Origin of the sequence: Abyssibacter profundi (assembly GCF_003151135.1) — a bacterium.
GTDB lineage: Bacteria > Pseudomonadota > Gammaproteobacteria > Nevskiales > OUC007 > Abyssibacter > Abyssibacter profundi.
On record NZ_QEQK01000002.1, the window covers coordinates 128133 to 144564 of the forward strand.

Annotated in this window: 15 protein-coding genes and 1 tRNA gene; 7 read left to right on the plus strand and 9 right to left on the minus strand. The window is 63.3% G+C overall.

Translation table 11 applies throughout. From position 1 onward, the window contains the following. The first annotated feature begins 67 nt into the window (after positions 1-67). From murJ to ispH, 4 genes are read left to right on the plus strand one after another with little or no spacing between them, the layout of a single operon-like run. Positions 68-1654: a murein biosynthesis integral membrane protein MurJ gene (gene murJ / locus DEH80_RS02325; RefSeq protein ID WP_109718860.1), complete on the plus strand. Its 1587-nt coding sequence runs from the start codon at positions 68-70 to the stop codon at positions 1652-1654. A 10-nt stretch (positions 1655-1664) separates the two neighbouring features. After that, positions 1665-2588 (plus strand): bifunctional riboflavin kinase/FAD synthetase, encoded by a 924-nt coding sequence (gene ribF, locus DEH80_RS02330; RefSeq protein WP_109719019.1) that lies wholly within the window; start codon positions 1665-1667, stop codon positions 2586-2588. A gap of 7 nt (positions 2589-2595) precedes the next feature. Next, positions 2596-3087, plus strand: a complete 492-nt coding sequence (lspA, locus tag DEH80_RS02335; RefSeq protein WP_109718861.1) for a signal peptidase II — start codon at positions 2596-2598, stop codon at positions 3085-3087. Between the two features lie 12 nt (positions 3088-3099). Beyond that, complete coding sequence (ispH, locus tag DEH80_RS02340; protein ID WP_109718862.1) at positions 3100-4035, plus strand: 4-hydroxy-3-methylbut-2-enyl diphosphate reductase; 936 nt, start codon at positions 3100-3102, stop codon at positions 4033-4035. Position 4036: 1 nt separating this feature from the next. Here the strand turns inward: ispH and DEH80_RS02345 are convergent, their stop codons facing one another. Continuing rightward, complete coding sequence (locus DEH80_RS02345) at positions 4037-4498, minus strand: type IV pilin protein (protein ID WP_109719020.1); 462 nt, start codon at positions 4496-4498, stop codon at positions 4037-4039. A gap of 34 nt (positions 4499-4532) precedes the next feature. On the opposite strand from DEH80_RS02345, the gene DEH80_RS02350 reads away from it, so the two are divergent. After that, a complete protein-coding gene (locus DEH80_RS02350; RefSeq protein ID WP_165831248.1) occupies positions 4533-5567 on the plus strand; it encodes an NAD(P)/FAD-dependent oxidoreductase in 1035 nt (344 codons plus the stop codon). Between the two features lie 12 nt (positions 5568-5579). On the opposite strand, the gene DEH80_RS02355 is transcribed toward DEH80_RS02350, so the two are convergent. The 5 genes from DEH80_RS02355 to DEH80_RS02375 are packed head-to-tail and all read right to left on the minus strand — an operon-like array spanning position 5580 to position 11494. Then, positions 5580-8834: a pilus assembly protein gene (locus tag DEH80_RS02355; protein WP_165831249.1), complete on the minus strand. Its 3255-nt coding sequence runs from the start codon at positions 8832-8834 to the stop codon at positions 5580-5582. 23 nt (positions 8835-8857) lie between these two features. After that, positions 8858-9364 (minus strand): pilus assembly PilX family protein, encoded by a 507-nt coding sequence (locus DEH80_RS02360; protein WP_109718865.1) that lies wholly within the window; start codon positions 9362-9364, stop codon positions 8858-8860. 2 nt (positions 9365-9366) lie between these two features. Further along, entirely contained in the window at positions 9367-10332 is a 966-nt protein-coding gene (locus DEH80_RS02365) for a PilW family protein (protein WP_165831250.1), read from the minus strand. Positions 10333-10334: 2 nt separating this feature from the next. Next, complete coding sequence (pilV, locus tag DEH80_RS02370) at positions 10335-10931, minus strand: type IV pilus modification protein PilV (RefSeq protein WP_109718867.1); 597 nt, start codon at positions 10929-10931, stop codon at positions 10335-10337. Then, positions 10925-11494 (minus strand): GspH/FimT family pseudopilin, encoded by a 570-nt coding sequence (locus DEH80_RS02375; protein ID WP_109718868.1) that lies wholly within the window; start codon positions 11492-11494, stop codon positions 10925-10927. The genes pilV and DEH80_RS02375 overlap by 7 nt, the downstream gene beginning before the upstream one ends. A 291-nt stretch (positions 11495-11785) precedes the next feature. On the opposite strand from DEH80_RS02375, the gene DEH80_RS02380 reads away from it, so the two are divergent. Both DEH80_RS02380 and DEH80_RS02385 read left to right on the plus strand, forming a co-directional pair. Beyond that, positions 11786-11861, plus strand: a tRNA-Thr gene (locus tag DEH80_RS02380). Between the two features lie 23 nt (positions 11862-11884). After that, positions 11885-13117 carry an aspartate aminotransferase family protein gene (locus DEH80_RS02385; protein WP_109718869.1) on the plus strand — a complete coding sequence of 411 codons (1233 nt, stop codon included), beginning with the start codon at positions 11885-11887 and terminating at the stop codon, positions 13115-13117. Positions 13118-13127: 10 nt separating this feature from the next. Here the strand turns inward: DEH80_RS02385 and DEH80_RS02390 are convergent, their stop codons facing one another. The 3 genes from DEH80_RS02390 to astD are packed head-to-tail and all read right to left on the minus strand — an operon-like array spanning position 13128 to position 16399. Then, positions 13128-13592, minus strand: a complete 465-nt coding sequence (locus tag DEH80_RS02390) for a GNAT family N-acetyltransferase (RefSeq protein ID WP_109718870.1) — start codon at positions 13590-13592, stop codon at positions 13128-13130. Further along, positions 13589-14920, minus strand: coding sequence for an N-succinylarginine dihydrolase (gene astB, locus DEH80_RS02395; protein ID WP_109718871.1), 1332 nt, complete (start codon positions 14918-14920; stop codon positions 13589-13591). Before astB ends, DEH80_RS02390 begins: the two co-directional genes overlap by 4 nt. Further along, complete coding sequence (gene astD, locus DEH80_RS02400) at positions 14921-16399, minus strand: succinylglutamate-semialdehyde dehydrogenase (RefSeq protein ID WP_109718872.1); 1479 nt, start codon at positions 16397-16399, stop codon at positions 14921-14923. Positions 16400-16432 lie beyond the last annotated feature (33 nt).

Genomic DNA, 16432 nt, shown 5'->3' on the forward strand with positions numbered 1-16432 from the left:
AGTCAATGATGCGCAGCGCATTTTCTTAATCCGATAATCTACTCGGCCGTTCGGCCTGGATCCTGTCTTGAGTTCGGTTCTTCGTTCGACCTCTGTTGTCGGTGGCATGACGCTGATTTCCCGCGTGCTCGGATTCGCGCGGGATGCCCTGTTTGCCATCCTGTTCGGGGCCGGGGCGGGGATGGACGCTTTTCTCGTGGCGTTCAAGATTCCCAATTTCCTGCGTCGCCTGTTCGCCGAAGGGGCTTTTGCCCAGGCCTTTGTCCCAGTGTTGTCGGCGACACGGGCCAAACAGGGTGACCAGGCGGTTCGCGAGTTGATCGCCGTCTCGGCCGGCACCTTGGGGATTGTGCTGCTGCTGCTCACGGCACTGGGCGTGTTGTTCGCGCCGGCCGTGATTTCCGTCTTTGCCATCGGCTTTGTGGACGACCCGGTCAAGTTCGAGGCGGCGACCTCGATGCTGCGCTGGACCTTCCCGTATCTATTCCTGATCGCGATGACCTCGTTGTTCGCCGGTGTGTTGAATACCTACGGGCGGTTCGCGGTCCCGGCGTTTGCACCCGTGTGGCTGAATGTCTGCCTGATTACCGCGGCCGTGGTGTTTGCGCCGTCCACCCATGCGCTGGCCGTGGCCGTGCTGGTTGCCGGCGTGGTGCAGCTGGGCTTTCACCTGCCCAGCGTGGCGCGGCTGGGACTCTGGGCGTGGCCTCGGGCTGATTTCGCCCATCCGCAGGTGCGCCGAATTCTGCGCATGATGGGGCCGATTCTCTTCGGCTCCTCGGTGGCGCAGATCAACCTGCTGCTGGACACGATTCTGGCGTCGCTGCTGGTAACGGGCAGTATCAGCTGGCTTTATTTCGCCGACCGCCTCATGGAGTTCCCGCTGGGGGTGTTCTCCATCGCGCTGGCGACCGTCATCATGCCGCGCCTGGCCGGTGAGCACGCCAGCGGAGCGGGTGCGCAGTTTCGGGCAACGTTGGACTGGGCGTTCCGGCTGTTGTTCCTGCTCGGCGTTCCCGCCGCGGTGGGGCTTTTTGTGCTGGCAGGGCCGCTGGTCACGACGCTGTTCCAGTACAACGCCTTCTCTGCGACGGATGTGCAGATGACGCAGCTAAGCCTCATGGCTTATGCCCTGGGCTTTTTCGGTTTCAGTCTCGTCAAGATTCTCACGCCGGCATTTTATGCGCGTGAGGACGCCAAGACGCCGGTGCGCTGCGGGGTGATTGCGCTCAGCCTGACCATGGTGATGAACGTGGGTTTTGTGGCGGGCTTGTCCGCGCTGGAGGTCGGCGGTGTCCATGCGGGGCTGGCGCTGGGCACTTCGCTGGGTGCATTCATCAACGCAGGCTTGCTGTTTGTCGCGCTGCGCGGGCAGATCGGCTTTTGCATCTCGCCGGCGCTGCGCAACACGATGATTCGCAGCCTGCTTGCTGCGGTGGCGATGGGTGTTGCGGTCGGGTGCTGGGCAGGCCCCGTGGGTGCATGGATTAACGCCGACCTGCTGACGCGGGTCTGGCGTCTAGGCGTGGCGGTGCTGGGAGGCGGGCTGGTCTACGGGCTGGCGTTGCTGCTACTCGGCGTGCGACCGCGGCAGTTCAAGCTGGCGGAAATTCGTAGCGATCAAGCCGGCGCCGATGGGCCCGGGCCGGTATAATTCGCGCCCCATGCAACTGATTCGAGGACTTCACAACCTGAGGGCTGGCCATCGCCCGTCCGTCGTCGCAATCGGCAACTACGACGGCTTGCATGTGGGGCATCGCAGTATTCTTGGGCGGTTGCGCGAGTTGGCGGGGCCGGCGCGCTCGACGCTTGTGACCTTCGAACCCATGCCGCGTGAGTTTTTCGCGCCTGCCTCGGCACCTCCGCGACTGGCTCGGTTGGCGGAAACCATCGAGTTGTTACGCGAGCAATCCCTGGTCGATCAGCTACTTTGCCTGCGGTTTGATGCGGCGCTGGCCGCCATGACGCCGGAGGCCTTTGTCCAGCGTGTGTTGGTCGAGGGTTTGGCGGCACGGCATGTGGTCGTGGGCGAGGATTTCCGATACGGCGCCAAGCGGGCGGGTGATATTGACAGTCTGCGCCAAGCGGGTCGCCTGCATGGATTTGCGGTGGAGGTTGCGACCACGGTCTGCGCCGCGCAGCAGCGAGTGAGCAGCACCCGGGTGCGACAGGCCTTGCAGGCCGGCGAGGTGGTGCGTGCCAACGAGATGCTGGGGCGGCCGTATCTGGTGACCGGTCATGTGCAGGACGGCCAGAAGATGGGACGGACCATCGGTTTTCCGACCGCGAATCTTCGCCTGCGGCGTCGACCGGCATTGCGTGCCGGTGTCTACGCCGTGCGCATGCGTGTGCAGGGGCAGGACAATTGGCACAACGCGGTGGCCAATTTTGGAACCCGGCCGACGGTAAGCGGGCAGGGCCAGCTGTTAGAGGTTCACTGTCTTGAGGGACAGCCCGAACTGTACGGACGGCGGCTTTGGGTCGAGTTCCTTGATTTTTTGCGTCCCGAGCAGCGCTTCGAGGGACTCGATGCGCTTAAGTCACAAATTGAACGTGACGTCGCCACTGCGCGACGTTGCCTGGAGTAGTCAGACCATGGCATTTCGCCCTTCCAACGTGCATTGGCTGTGGATGTCGGCCGCGATCATTCTGCTGGATCAGGTCACCAAACAGCTGGTGTTTCGGAGCCTGTTGCAATACGAACGCGTCGAGTTGCTGCCTATCCTGAATCTCACGCATCTGCATAACACCGGGGCCGCGTTTTCGATGTTCGCGGATTTTCCGCCCTGGGTGTTCATCCTGCTCGGGGTTGGCGTGTCGATCTGGATTCTCTGGTGGCTGCGCCGTCACCCCCGAGACGAGCGCCTGCTGGCCGTGGCGCTCTGCCTGGTACTCGGTGGAGCGCTGGGCAATGTGATTGATCGGGCAACCCGCGGTTATGTTGTCGACTTCATCGATTTTCACTGGGGCGGCTGGCACTACCCGGCCTTCAATGTTGCCGACATGGCGATTACCCTGGGCGCGCTGCTCATGGTGCTGGACATGTTCCTGTCCGGGCGCCGGACGGCCAACTCCTCCAACGCCTGACGGCTGTTAGCTATGGATATCCTGCTCGCCAATCCCCGCGGTTTCTGTGCCGGCGTTGATCGCGCCATCGAGATCGTCGAACGTGCGTTAGACAAGCTGGGCGCACCGATTTATGTCCGCCACGAGGTGGTTCACAACCGGTTTGTCGTGGACCGGTTGCGTGAGGCTGGGGCGGTTTTCGTTGATGAGGTCCACGAAATCCCGACGGGGGCAACCTGCATTTTCTCCGCTCACGGCGTGTCTCAGCAGGTTCGCCGCGACGCGGAGGCGCGCGGGCTCACCGTTTTTGATGCCACCTGTCCGTTGGTCACCAAAGTCCATATTGAGGTGACCCGTTACTCCCGGGACGGGTTGGATGTGGTGCTCATCGGCCACGCAGGCCATCCCGAGGTCGAGGGCACCATGGGCCAGTTCGATCGCAGTGGCGGGGGTGAAATTCACCTGGTCGAGACGCCGGATGACGTCCATGCGCTGGAGCCACGAGACCCCGAGCGTCTGGCCTATGTGACCCAGACCACCCTGTCGGTGGATGACACCTCGCGGGTCATTGATGCTCTGCGACAGCGCTTCCCGGCCGTGCAGGGGCCGCGCAAGGATGACATCTGCTACGCCACCCAGAACCGGCAGGATGCGGTACGCGATCTGGCAACCCGGGCCGATGTGGTGCTGGTGGTCGGTTCGGTGAACAGTTCCAATTCCAATCGGCTACGCGAACTGGCCGAGCAGTGCGGCGCGCGTGCCTGGCTGATCGACGGGCCGGAGGATATCCAGCCGGAGTGGCTGGACGGGTGTCAGGCCGTCGGGGTGACGGCGGGCGCTTCTGCGCCGGACGTCCTGGTGCAGCGAGTTGTTGCCAAGCTCAAGGACTGCGGCGGTGTCGCAGCCGAGGAACTGGCCGGGCGAGAGGAAACCATCACCTTCTCGCTACCGTCGGCGCTGCGCGCCTGAGCTACCAGCAGTCGGCGCCCTTGCTCCCGCTGGCCGAGCGGGTGCCGGTATGCGTGATTGTGAACTTTGCACAGTCCGTGTCCTTGGTCTGCCCATTCACCGGGGTGGCCACGGCAGTCCAGGCTGTGTTGGTCGCGCCGCTGGCAATCGCCACGGAGTAGCGGGCATCGGTGGTCGAGCTGGTGGCCGTATTGCCAGAATCATCCAGGTAGACCGTGTCAGCGCCGTAGCCCAGTAGGCTAAGTTTGGTTGCATAGCGCTTGCGGTCGGTGAAGTAAGCCTCCTGCTCAGCATGCAGGCCGGCGAGGAAGTTCTTGGCGATGTTGCGCTGGCCTTTAAGGACATAACTTTGATACGCGGGCAGGGCGATGGCCGCGAGAATGCCGATAATTGCAACGGCGATCATTAACTCGATCAGACTGAAACCGCTGATTCGTGGGCGAGAGACATGGGCCTGGCGCATGTGTTTTCGTCGGTAGGCAAACATGCAGGGAAGTATGGACCAGAATGCCGCTGGGAACAGAACGGCGACGGATGTCGTCGTAGTGGGTGGAGGGGTCATCGGTTTGTGGACGGCCTGGCAACTGGCCACCAATGGGGCAACGGTTTGCCTCGTGGACGCCGCGTTACCGGGCCAGGCCTCGGCGGCAGGCGGGGGCATTCTCGCACCCATCCCACCGACGGTTTACAGCCAGGCGCTGGTCCCGCTGCTGGAAGACAGTTTGCTGCGTTATCCCGCCCAGTGTGAGCAGCTCGCGATAATGACAGGCATCTCGCCGGAGTATTGGGTGAGCGGCTGTGCCGTGTATGGGCATTCGATGCCGGAGGACGCGGAGCGTCCCAGCTGGCTGCGCCATGCTCGCTCGGTACCTGGGCCAGGTGGGTCATCGATGCGCTCCGGGGTCTGGCTGCCACAGGTCGGCCAGGTCAGACCGCCGCGGCTGCTCGCGGCACTGCGCGCGGCCTGTGACCAGCTGGGCTGCGACCGTTTGCAGCAACGAGTGCGCTCGATTGATGTGCAGCCCGCACTCCCGGTCGTGCGTCTGGAGGACGGACGGCGGCTGATGGCGTCAAAACTGGTGATTGCCACAGGGGCCTGGACGGGCGGGTTGGTACCGGCGGCTCCTACGCGGCCGGTGGCCGGTCAGATGCTGGCGCTACAGGCGGGTGACCGCGCACCCGAAGGCATCGTGATCGACGACGGCCGCTATCTGATCCCTCGACAGGACGGGGTTGTTGTTGTGGGTAGTACGCTGGCCATCGATAGTTGGTCGATTCAGCCCGACGAAGCCGATACCGCGTCCTTGCGGGCGTTTGCGGAGCGTGCGCATCCTGCGCTGGCGGACGCGCGCTTGATCAGTCGCTGGTGCGGGGTCCGGCCCGCCCCGGCCGCGTTGAACGATACGCCGTTCATCGGCCCGCTACAGGGGCATGATGACGTGGTGCTGGCAACCGGGCATTACCGCCTGGGTCTGAGTCTGGCCCCGGCCACCGCTGCACGGGTGGTGCAGCAGGTCACCGGGGCAGCCTGAGCGCGCGACGGCCTAGTTCACAGCCTCTTCGGTCCGCTGCCAGAAGGTGCGGAAACGGTTGGTGCCAGGCGCATCGGTGATATTCAGATCCGGCCGCAAGATCTTGCCGGGTGGGATAAAGACCACCTCGGCCGGAATGCCTCCTGACTTCAGGACCTCGGCGCGGTCGTCTGCGCTGTTGGGATCGCCGCTGGTGTCGTTGGGGCTGTCGTCGGTGAGGTTGAAGTTGAACACCGCCGTGGCATCCGCAAGGTTCACCGCATAGAAGGCACCACCCCCCTCGGAGGGTCCGCAGGTCGTTGCCTGGTTGGAACCGGGGGGCAAATAGGTCGTGAAAAAGACGGTGCCGGCAAAGGTCAACGGTCGAGCTAGGTTCTTCTCTCCCGTGCCTCGATTGAGGTCGAAGCGCCAACCCGTGGTCAGGCTGACACTGCAACTGGCCTCGGTGCCTGTCTGCAGGCAATTCGAAGTGAGGTCGGGTAGGCTGCTGTGCGTGATGCTGGTGGCCGTAGCTGTGCCGATGGCCGTCGCCCGATCCTTGATCAGATAGAACGCGTCGGAGACATTCCCGCCATAGTTCAGCGGATCGGCGCGGTCACCAGAGCCAATCAGCACGCCGTCGAACTGCCCCGTGCCATCGCGCGACAGCACCAGGTCCGGCGGATGGAAGAAGCGACGGTCGTCGGCCTTGGTCGGGGTGCCGGAGACACCGTCGATGCCCAGCGCCGCGATCTTGACGACCGACCACTGCGACGGGTCAGCACCCGCGAGTTCTGCGCGCCACAGGTTACCGCCGGTATCACCCACCAAAACGCGATCCAGCAACGAATCACCATTGGTATCCACGGCGGTGACGTCGCTGGGGATGCTATGCACCATGTCGGCGTGGCCATAAACCTTGCTGTTAACAGAACCGGTGGATGCGGCCTTGCGAGCCTTCCAGATCAGGGCGCCGGTCTCGGCATTGACCACATAGATCGCAAAGCCTTTGGTGTCTGCTGCAGGCGGGAAGGTCGAGCGGTCATCCTTGTTGGTGTCGTAGCCCCCGGCAAACACCAGCACGGGCACGGTTTCGGTGCCGCCGCTGCCATCAGGAATGGACACCATGCCGGTTTGTGGCGTGGAGAAGCTCAGCCCTAGCTCGGAAAAATCGCTGTTGCTCGGGTCTATTTTCCACATGAGGCTGGGGCTTTCCGGGTTTGTCACATTCAGGGCGTAGTAGCTCGATCCGGCCCGCCGCATGCCGACGAAGAGCCAGGCGTACTCGCCGGTCCCGCTGATGGTGCCGTCCTGGTTCACATCCCGTGTAATGGCGACCGGAGCGCCATCAATGGTGTACGGATGCGGCGGTTCGGTGCCGGTGGCCGGTGCGTTGGCCAGCAGATTCTTTTGCAGCCCCATCGTTTCACGGGGGGCGAACGCCCAGACTTCCTCACCGCTTTCGGCGCCACCGGTTGTGGTGTTGCGGAACATGTGCAGGAACCCGTCATTGCCCGCCATGGCGATGTAGATCGCCGGATTGGTTGCGCTATAGCTGCCGCGTGCGCCGTAGTTGATGGGCAGGGGGCGCGAGTGCAGGGGGTCGCCGAGTATCCACTCGCGGGGCGCTAGCGTGCCGAAGGTTTCCGGTGCGTTGTAGACGTCGATATCCAGGCCACGCATGAAGCGCAGCAACTCCTTGGCTTCGTCCAGATCGGCCGCCCCGAGGTCGGACTGCAGATCGGAGGCCACGGTGTCGTTGACATCCAGCGCCGTCAGCGCCCCGGCCTTGTCGTAGAACAGCGTGCGCGCGCCGGCCGTGCCATTGGCAATGCCGGGGTTGCCGGAGATGAAGCCGGGAATTTTGTGGCCAGCCGCTCCACGGGCCACATGGCGGCCGTCACGTTCGGCGACCTCGCCGGCGGACGTATCCGGCGGCGGCAGGTTGTTCTTGTCTGTCCAGAATGTCAGTGCATCGAGCTCGATGCGGCCATCCCCCGCCACGGCCGGCTGATTACGGGCGTCCTTGAGCACCAGCTCCGTGCTGCCGTCGGCCAGGGTGACCGGACCCAGCGTGAGCTTTTTGAGGTTGCCGGTCCAGCGCGGCTCCTGGAAGGCCTGGAACAGCGCGATGTACACGTTGTCGACGATGGAGGCGCGGTTGAACACGTTGACCGGCACCGATGCCGCGACGAAGGTCGTGCTCACGCTGAGGATCTGGTCGAGAATCGCGCGTAGCGTGGCGACCAGCTCTTCAGGGTTCTCCGACAGAGATAAGGGACGCTCCGTTCCACCGGCCTGCGCATAGGCGGTGGTCTTGTTGTTGATCTTGGTCGGATCAACAATGAAATACGACGTGACGTTTTGAATGCCATCGATGGCCGGCACCGCGGTTCCAAAGGGGTTCGAGGCCGGGGCCAAGTCGACGTCGTGCAGATAGCCAACCACGGTTTCGAAGCTGTTTCGATTGCCGGACAGGTTGATCCCGCCCATCCCGCCGGCGGCGCGCGAGGCCGTGATCGCGGAATCGGAGTCATCTTCCTGGTTGGAGACCTGGAACATCAGATTGATGGTGTAGATGCTGGTGCAGTCCGTGGCCGCAGCCAGTGGCGATTGGTAGGTCGTGCCGGTGGTGTCCTCAATGCGTGAATCCCAGTCAATGGCTGGAAACTCCTGATCAAGATTCTTGTTGCTGTTGCCGGCAAAATCGAGGTAGCCGTTGTGCCCGTTGTAGACATCCTGGCCGGTCAGGTAGCGGAAGAATTCGAAGAACAACTCCTTGCCCTGATAGGAATGCGCCTGGTTGCCCTGCGGTGTCGGAATGCTGTTGAGAATGGTCAGGAACTCGCTCAGCGAGCCATTGCTGTCCCCTGGCTGCAGGGACTGGAATCCACGCATGATGTAGCCGCCGTTACTGCAGCCTTTTCTGTCCGCGGGCCCTTCACAATTGTTCTTGTTGTCATGGTTCATCATCAGGCCGAGCTGGACCCCGCTGACCTCGCTGAGTACGAGCTTCAGGGCGAGTCGCAGCACGTCGAAGAAGATCAACTTGCCGCTGGCGGGCAGGTCGCTGCCCAGGCCCTTATCCGTGAAGTACTGGGCAGCAGCGCAGCCGGAGTTGACGTCGGAGCAAACCGTGGAACCCAGGTTGGAGCGATAGTCGAGCGAGAACATGACCAGTGGCTCGCCGCCGGCGGCGCCAGCTGGATTCAGATAGATGTCGGTATCGTCGGCTGAGGCCGTGAGCGGCAGCAGCAGGCTGAATACAACAAAGAAGATCCGTTTCATGGTGAGTCTCCGTAGCGGCGCACTCATTGCTGTTTGGGCACGAGGATGACCACGCCCTCTCTGATTTCGGTCTGGCCCAGACCTTCGTCGGATTTGTCGTAAGCGCCTTCAATGGCGAACACGGCGGCGGTGAAGGCCGCCACGCTGGTATTGAGCCCGCGTGGCGGTGGGCGAAAGGCCGGGTCGGCGCGCTCGGAAGTCACGACCACATCGCCGGCGCTGATTTCCGATGCATAGAGATTGCCAGGCAGGCTGATGGTATTGGCGTTGCAGCCGCTGACGCCGGGCGTGCAGACCTTGTAGCCGGCATTGCCAATCACCGGTGTATTGTCGGCATCGGCCACGGTGGCATCGATGACGGACTGCGCCGATTCCTGAGCCTGGATGGCCGTCTCGTCATTCCCGGCCTGGCGCAGGCCGGTTGCGCTGAATTCCACCGAGCTCAGTGCGATCAGCACGATGATGACCATCAGGATGAGCGCTGTGGGCAGCGCGAATCCGGCAGATTGTGACAAGGTCGATGTGCGCATGGTCAGTTCACGAATCGAAGGCGGGCGGTATTGCGTAGCTGGACCACGGACATGGCCGTGCGGCGGTAAAAATTGTCGTTCGGTGTGAAATCACCGGCATTGGACAGCCGGTACGTCTTGGCATTGGTATAGGCGGCGTGCGGTCGTTCACTGCGAGCGAGCAGCATGATCCGGATCGAGACCACATCGTCTATATCGGGCACGGTGTCTGCGGTGTAATACCGGTCGGCAGCGCCATTGGCATTGCTATCCACACCGTACTCGAACTGCATGCGCTCGATCCCGGGGGCAATGCATTCGGTGGAGAATGCCGGCGAGGCACCGCCCAACAGGTATTTTCGGCACAGCGTGGGGATTCCATCGCCATCGGTGGCGTGGTAATCGCGGATGAAGTAAATGGTTGGGTGGTACGCCCAGTTCGTCACGGTGCCTGCAAGCGGTGTTGCCGGCGTGGTCGACGCCGACAGCGAGCGGAACAACTGGCCTTCGGTGCCGTTGGTTTCCAAATAGGTCGTGCCTTCATCCAGCGAGGCGGCCGCCGTCGTGGCGCCGACCACACGTTTGATGGCGATGATGTCCTGGCCGGGAACGACCTCGCCGCTGTCGATGCAGTTAAAGGCCGCGTTGGCTTCTGCGGCCGTCGGATTGTCCAGCGCTTCCAGCGGTTCGGTCAGCGTCCAGGCCCAACCGGCTGCACTGCCGCAGTCGGTCGTAATCGACAGGCTGGCGTCGCTGGTGTCGATGTCGGTGGGATCGTGGAGTTCGGTCCAGAAGCCGGTCATCTCCAGGTCGGCGGTGAGTTGGGCCATTGCAAAACGCAAATTGTCCTGCACACCCGAGACGCGCTCATCCTGGCGATAGTTGTCGGACGATTGGGTAAACACGATGCCGATACTGAGCACGACCAACAGTCCGATGACCACGGAGACCATGAGTTCGATCAGTGTAAAGCCGGTTTGCTGGCGCATGGTCATGAGGCGGCGATATAGGTTTGCAGGGTCAGCGTGCGGCGCAGCACATCGTCAGCACCGTAGGCCCCGGTGCCCAGTGCACAGGCCACGCTGGTATCAGCTGGCATCTCGATGGCGCCGTACCACACGACGGTCAGTTGATAGAGCCCGTCGCCTCCGCCTGCCGGACCGGTCAGGCAGGCACGGGGCGTCACCAGTCCACCCACCACATCGGTTTGTCCGCCATCGACGACCACTTCCATGGCGCCGTCGAGCACCTGCTCCCATTGCCATACATCAAAGTAGGCGAGTTCCGACGGTGAGCAGGACTGCGTGGCGCAGTTCTTCAGTGGTGACGTGCCCATCGTGCCCCCGCCGAGTCCATTGGCAGCGGCGTCCAGGTAAGCATCCAGCGCGGTGGCTGACGCATTGGCGCGCATGCGTTCGATGAGCGACTGGCTCATCCGAGCGGCCGTGCTTCGCAGCATGGCTTCGCGCGTGTTCTTCTTGGAGACGGTTTGCAGCCCGGCCATGGACAGCACGGCGAAGGCAACGACCAGCACGGCGACAAGCACTTCGATCAGCCCTGCGCCACGTTGTGGGTAGCGCTTCAGCATGTGTAGTCCGATCCGTCCGTTTTGGTTTCGGCGGTGCGTGGCCGGCCGGTCCAGCTAACCACCACGGCCCGGTGGTAGCCGGTCCCGCGCGGATCGCAGTAAATCACGGTGCCATTGGTCGAGCGGCGGTTGAACGGGCGGAACACAAAGCGGCTGACGCTGGAGGAGACAACTTGGTCGTTGGTGAGTACATGCTCTCGAATCAGGGTTTCGCCACTGTCAATGACCGGTGGATCATCCTGATCGGCATTTTCGAAGACGATCCAGCCCTTGCTCCAGTCTGAGGTCGATCCGCAGGTTCCCGCGCTGGCCCGTGAGCACACCACCACGTCTCGGCCGTTTTTGATGGATTCGCTGCGTGCCAGCTGGAAGCTCATGACCACGGTGTTCAGCGTGCCTGTACGACGCCAATCGCGGATCAGATCCAGAAAGCTGGGAACGGCAATGGAGAGAATGATCGCGGCGATGGCGATGGAGATCACCAACTCGATCAGCGTGAGTCCACGGTGGCGTCCCGCCGTTGACTCCGACCATTGCTGTTGTTTGCTTTGCACTCGTTTCACCCCAAGTCGCCACCTGCCGGTTCCTGCAGCGACAGCCTCGCAAGATTACGACCCTAGGGGTCGTTAATTGGTTGCTGGATGATGAGGGGATCAGGCCACCACGACAAGCGGCGGCGGTTGGCCGTTGCCTGACGGGTGGGCTGCCCGTGTGAAAATGCCACGCATGGCTACCCCGAAACCGGATGCGTTGTTATACTTCGCCGCCGCTTTTCGAGACCCCCTTCGAGCGCGCGCAAAACTGCCCGCCAGAGGCGGTGGTCAGGCTCCGAGGCGGGCAAGACAGCATCAAACGCCGGCATAGCTCAGTTGGTAGAGCGGCGCATTCGTAATGCGTAGGTCGGGGGTTCAAATCCCTCTGCCGGCACCATTTTCCTGCCGCATGGTGCTTGGATGACTCAGACGCCCCCCGTTACCCGCCAGGATTTCGATGCCGTGATGGCACCGAATTACAATCCGGCTGCCGTTATTCCTGTGCGCGGCAAGGGCTCGCGCGTCTGGGATCAGGACAATAACGAATACATCGATCTGGCCGGCGGAATTGCCGTCAGTGCGTTGGGACACTGTCATCCGGCCATGGTGGATGCGCTGCAGGCGCAGAGCGAGCAGCTGTGGCATTTGTCGAATGTCATGACCAACGAGCCGGCGATTCGCCTGGCGCAGAAGCTGGTGGCATCGACATTTGCCGATCGCGTCTACTTCTGTAACTCCGGCGCGGAAGCCAATGAGGCGGCATTCAAGCTGGCTCGTCGGTACGCCAATGACCATTTCGGTGCGGACAAGCACGAGATCATCTCGTTCAAGCAGGCGTTTCACGGGCGCACGCTGTTCACCGTATCGGTCGGTGGACAGCCCAAGTACACCGAAGGGTTTGGCCCCGTTCCGGGTGGCCTGCACCACGTGCCATTTAATGACCTGGGCGCACTGAAGGCCGCGATTAGCGACCGCACCTGTGCCGTGGTGATGGAACCCATGCAGGGCGAGGGTGGCATCGTGCCCGCAACGGCCGAGTTCATCCAGGGTGTGCGCGCGCTTTGCGATGCACACAATGCACTGCTGATCTTCGACGAGGTGCAAACCGGCATGGGGCGCACGGGGCATTTGTATGCCTACCAGGCCTTTGGTGTGGCGCCGGACATTCTGACCTCGGCCAAGGGATTGGGTGGTGGCTTCCCCATCGGCGCCATGCTCGCCACCGAGCAGGTCGCTGCCAGTCTGGTGGTGGGCACGCATGGCAGCACTTACGGCGGCAATCCGCTGGCCTGTGCCGTGGCGGAAGCGGTCATCGACCAGGTGAATACGCCCACGCTGCTTGCCGGTGTCATGACGCGCAACCAGAAGATGCGCGATGCCCTGGAAGCGCTGGCAGCAGAAACCGGTGCCTTCCGCGAGATCCGCGGCATGGGGCTGCTACTGGGCGCGGAAGTCTCCGAGGCTTACGCCGGTCAGGCGCGCGCCTTCCTGACCGCAGCGCTGGAAGCCGGGGTGATGGTGCTGGTTGCCGGCCCGAACGTGGTCCGTTTTGCACCCGCACTGAACATTCCTGAGGCTGATCTGGACCAGGCCATGGAACGCTTTGCTGTGGCCGTTCGCAAGGTGGTCGGCCAGTCGACGGCTGCTGCCTGAGTCAGTGGGCTCAGGCGGATTGTGCCGCCCGCTGCATGTCGATGTGCGGAATGCCGTCCTCGTCGTATGGGGCGGAGCAGCATTCGAAGCCCAGGGACCCGTAGAACGACTCCAGGTGGGCCTGCGCCCCTAGGGCCACAGCTTGGCCTGGCCATCGCTGGGCGCAGCGCTCGAGACCCTGTTGCATGAGCTGCCGGCCCAGACCGCTGCGCCGGGCGCTTTCGTGCACGATCACCCGGCCAATGCTCGGCTGCTTAAAACGCAGGCCTGGCCCCAGCACGCGCAGGTAGGCCACCAGTTGGCCGTCCTGCCCCAGGCCCAGCAAATGCTCCGCCTGGGCATCCAGCCCGTCGGCGTCCTGGTAGGGGCAGGTCTGCTCGACAATGAACACGGCCTCGCGCAGCGCCGTCACGGCATACAGCTCCGGCACGGAGAACGTGTCAAATGTTCTCCAGTGCCACTGCACCGTCGTCATGGGGCCTGCTGAAACGAGTAAATGCTGCCCAGGCCGAGTATGACGGTCAGCCGATCCAGCGCCTCGTGGACTTCGGTGACAAAGCCGGGGTCGGCGAGGTCGGTGAGCGTCAGGCGGTCGCGGTAATGCTGCTTCACCCAGGCTTCCAGCTCCCGGTGCAGCGCCGGCGTGAACCAGCTGTCAGGGTTGACCGCAGCCTGCTCATCTTCATTCAGCGGTACGCGCAGACGCAGACAGGCGGGCCCGCCGCCATTGCGCATGCTCTGGCGCACGTCAAAGACCGAAACCCCGTCAATCGGACCGGGCCCGTCCACCATGTCTTGGATCACCGGCCAGACGGCAGGGTGTTCCTCGCAGTCCTTGGCCACGATGAGCTGGATGCGACCGTCCGGCAGCGTGACGATTTGACTGTTAAACAGATAGCTTTGAATCGCAGCGGCCATATCGACCTGCTCGGCGGTGATGCGGACGGTGCGCAGGGGCTGGCCCAGGGCGTTGCTCAGTGCTTCCAGCGTGCCGAATTCATCGACAAACGCGTATTCGTGGTAGAGCAGCACATCGGCATGTCCAACGGCGATCACATCGTTGTGGAACACGCCTGCGGCAATGGCGTCGGGGTGCTGGCGCACGAATAAGGTGCGGTCGCTGCGCAGACGGTGCTGTCTGGCGACGGCCTCGGAGGCCAGGCGGGTTTGCCGGGCAGGAAATCGACCGGTGGCCGGGTACTGGAGATCGGCCCCGTAGACAAACAGGCTGACACCGCAGGTGTGGTCATCAGCCGCGAAGCGTGTGTGGTTGGCGGCTCCCTCGTCGGCTAGCTGGGTGCTACGCGGCAGGGCGGGGTGATGGGCGAAAAAACGCTCGGCGGGGAAGGTGGCCCGCAGGGCCAGCGTCGTGGTCTCGGTTTCCAGCGCGCGATGTGCCTGCGAGACCAGATTGGCTGGCGTGAAATGCACCCGGCTGTCCCAGGTGTCTGCAGAGGCTGACACCGTGGCCGCGTTGGCCGACCACATGGAAGCGGCCGAAGCCGCTGCCGAAAGCAGGCCCGGCGCATCGCGACGTGCCTGGGCCAGCACCTTAGCATCATTGCCATTGAACCCGACCTGGCGAAGGAAATGAATATCCGGCCGGGCCTGGGGCGGCAGTACGCCCTGCAACAGCCCGAGTTCGGACACGCCGGCCATCTTGGCCAAGCCTTGAAGTGCTGCTTCGCGCGGGTTGGAGGCCTGTGCCTTGTTCGCCTGCGAGGCCAGGTTGCCGACGCCCAGCCCACCGAAGTGATGCGAGGGCCCGACCAGGCCGTCGAAGTTGGCTTCCTGGGTCTTCATCTAGAGCGTCATTCCTGCTGGCAGCTTGTCAGGCAAGGCCACGCTGTCGCGCTCCATGCTGGCGACGGGGTAGGCGCAGTAGTCGGCGGCGTAATAGGCGCTGGGGCGCAGGTTGCCACTGTCGCCTGGGCCGCCGAAGGGTGCAGCGCTACTGGCGCCGGTAATCGACCGATTCCGGTTGACGATGCCGGCCCGGATGCGACCAAGAAACTGCTCCCAACGCGTATCGGAGTCCGAAATCAACCCCGCTGAGAGACCGAAGCGGGTGTTGTTGGCCTGCTCAATCGCCTCTTCGAACAGGCTGTATCGGTACACACTGAGCAAGGGGCCAAAGACCTCTTCATCAGGAACATCGGAGGCATCGGTGAGATTGATGATGCCGGGGGTTAGAAAGGCCTCGGTCAAGCCCGGAATATGCTCGCAGCGCTTGAGCACCACGCCGCCACGCGACTCGAGCTGATCCTGGGCATCCAGCACACGTTGGGCCGCTGCAACGGAGATGAGTGGGCCCATGAACGGAGCCGGCTCTTCGTCCGGCAGGCCGATTCGCAGTCCGGCGGACACCGCGATCAGGCGCTCCAGAAACCGTTCTCCCCAGTCGCCGACGGGCACCAACAGCCGGCGCGCACAGGTGCAGCGTTGCCCGGCCGTGATGAACGCCGACTGGATGGTTTCGAATACGGCGGCGTCCAGGTCAGCCACCTCGTCGATGACCAGCGCATTGTTGCCACCCATTTCCAGCGCCAACATCTTGCCGGGCTGTTCGGCGAACTGGGCGTGTAATAACTTGCCCGTGCGTTCGCTGCCGGTGAAGAACAAGGCGTCGATGCCCGGATGCCCCGCCAGGGCGGCTCCGGTTTCAACGGCGCCGCAGACCATGTTCAGCACACCGGCCGGCAGGCCAGCATCGGCCCAGCATTGCACCACCTGCATTGCACATAATGGCGTCAGGTCGCTGGGTTTGAAGACCACCGTGTTGCCGGCCAGCAGGGCCGGAACAATGTGACCGTTGGGTAAATGGCCCGGGAAGTTATAGGGGCCAAACACGGCGGCGACGCCATGGGGGCGATGCCGGAGTACGGCAGTGCCTCCGGGTGCGGGTTCGCTGCGCTCACCGGCGCGCTCGGCCTGGGCGCGGATAGAAATGGCAATCTTGCCGGCCATGGCCGCAATCTCGGTCCGGGTTTCCCAGACCGGTTTGCCGGTTTCTGAGGCAATGGTGTGGGCCAGTCCCTCGGCCTGATCGCGTAGGCGTTCGGCAAATCGCTCGCAGATCGCGATGCGCTCGCTCAGCGGCGTGTGGCTCCATTGACCGAAGGCTTCGCGGGCGGCGACCACCGCACGGTCCACATCGTCCGGGCTCGCCCCGGATCCTGTCCAAAGTGCGTCGCCCGTCGCCGGGTTCGTGACGGTGAGGGGTGCGCCGGCTGGTGTCTGCCACGCATTGCGGATCCACAGACCCGTTGTTGCTTCTGTCATGTTGGACGCTCGATTCGAATTCGGTGATACCGC

Coding starts and splice junctions, on each gene's coding strand:
- ispH (WP_109718862.1), top strand. CDS start 3,100: ATGGATATCCTGCTCGCCAATCCCCGCGGTTTCTGTGCCGGCGTTGAT.
- pilV (WP_109718867.1), bottom strand. CDS start 10,931: ATGCTGAAGCGCTACCCACAACGTGGCGCAGGGCTGATCGAAGTGCTT.
- DEH80_RS02385 (WP_109718869.1), top strand. CDS start 11,885: ATGACTCAGACGCCCCCCGTTACCCGCCAGGATTTCGATGCCGTGATG.
- DEH80_RS02360 (WP_109718865.1), bottom strand. CDS start 9,364: ATGCGCACATCGACCTTGTCACAATCTGCCGGATTCGCGCTGCCCACA.
- lspA (WP_109718861.1), top strand. CDS start 2,596: ATGGCATTTCGCCCTTCCAACGTGCATTGGCTGTGGATGTCGGCCGCG.
- astD (WP_109718872.1), bottom strand. CDS start 16,399: ATGACAGAAGCAACAACGGGTCTGTGGATCCGCAATGCGTGGCAGACA.
- DEH80_RS02390 (WP_109718870.1), bottom strand. CDS start 13,592: ATGACGACGGTGCAGTGGCACTGGAGAACATTTGACACGTTCTCCGTG.
- astB (WP_109718871.1), bottom strand. CDS start 14,920: ATGAAGACCCAGGAAGCCAACTTCGACGGCCTGGTCGGGCCCTCGCAT.
- DEH80_RS02365 (WP_165831250.1), bottom strand. CDS start 10,332: ATGCGCCAGCAAACCGGCTTTACACTGATCGAACTCATGGTCTCCGTG.
- ribF (WP_109719019.1), top strand. CDS start 1,665: ATGCAACTGATTCGAGGACTTCACAACCTGAGGGCTGGCCATCGCCCG.
- DEH80_RS02355 (WP_165831249.1), bottom strand. CDS start 8,834: ATGAAACGGATCTTCTTTGTTGTATTCAGCCTGCTGCTGCCGCTCACG.
- DEH80_RS02345 (WP_109719020.1), bottom strand. CDS start 4,498: ATGCGCCAGGCCCATGTCTCTCGCCCACGAATCAGCGGTTTCAGTCTG.
- DEH80_RS02350 (WP_165831248.1), top strand. CDS start 4,533: ATGGACCAGAATGCCGCTGGGAACAGAACGGCGACGGATGTCGTCGTA.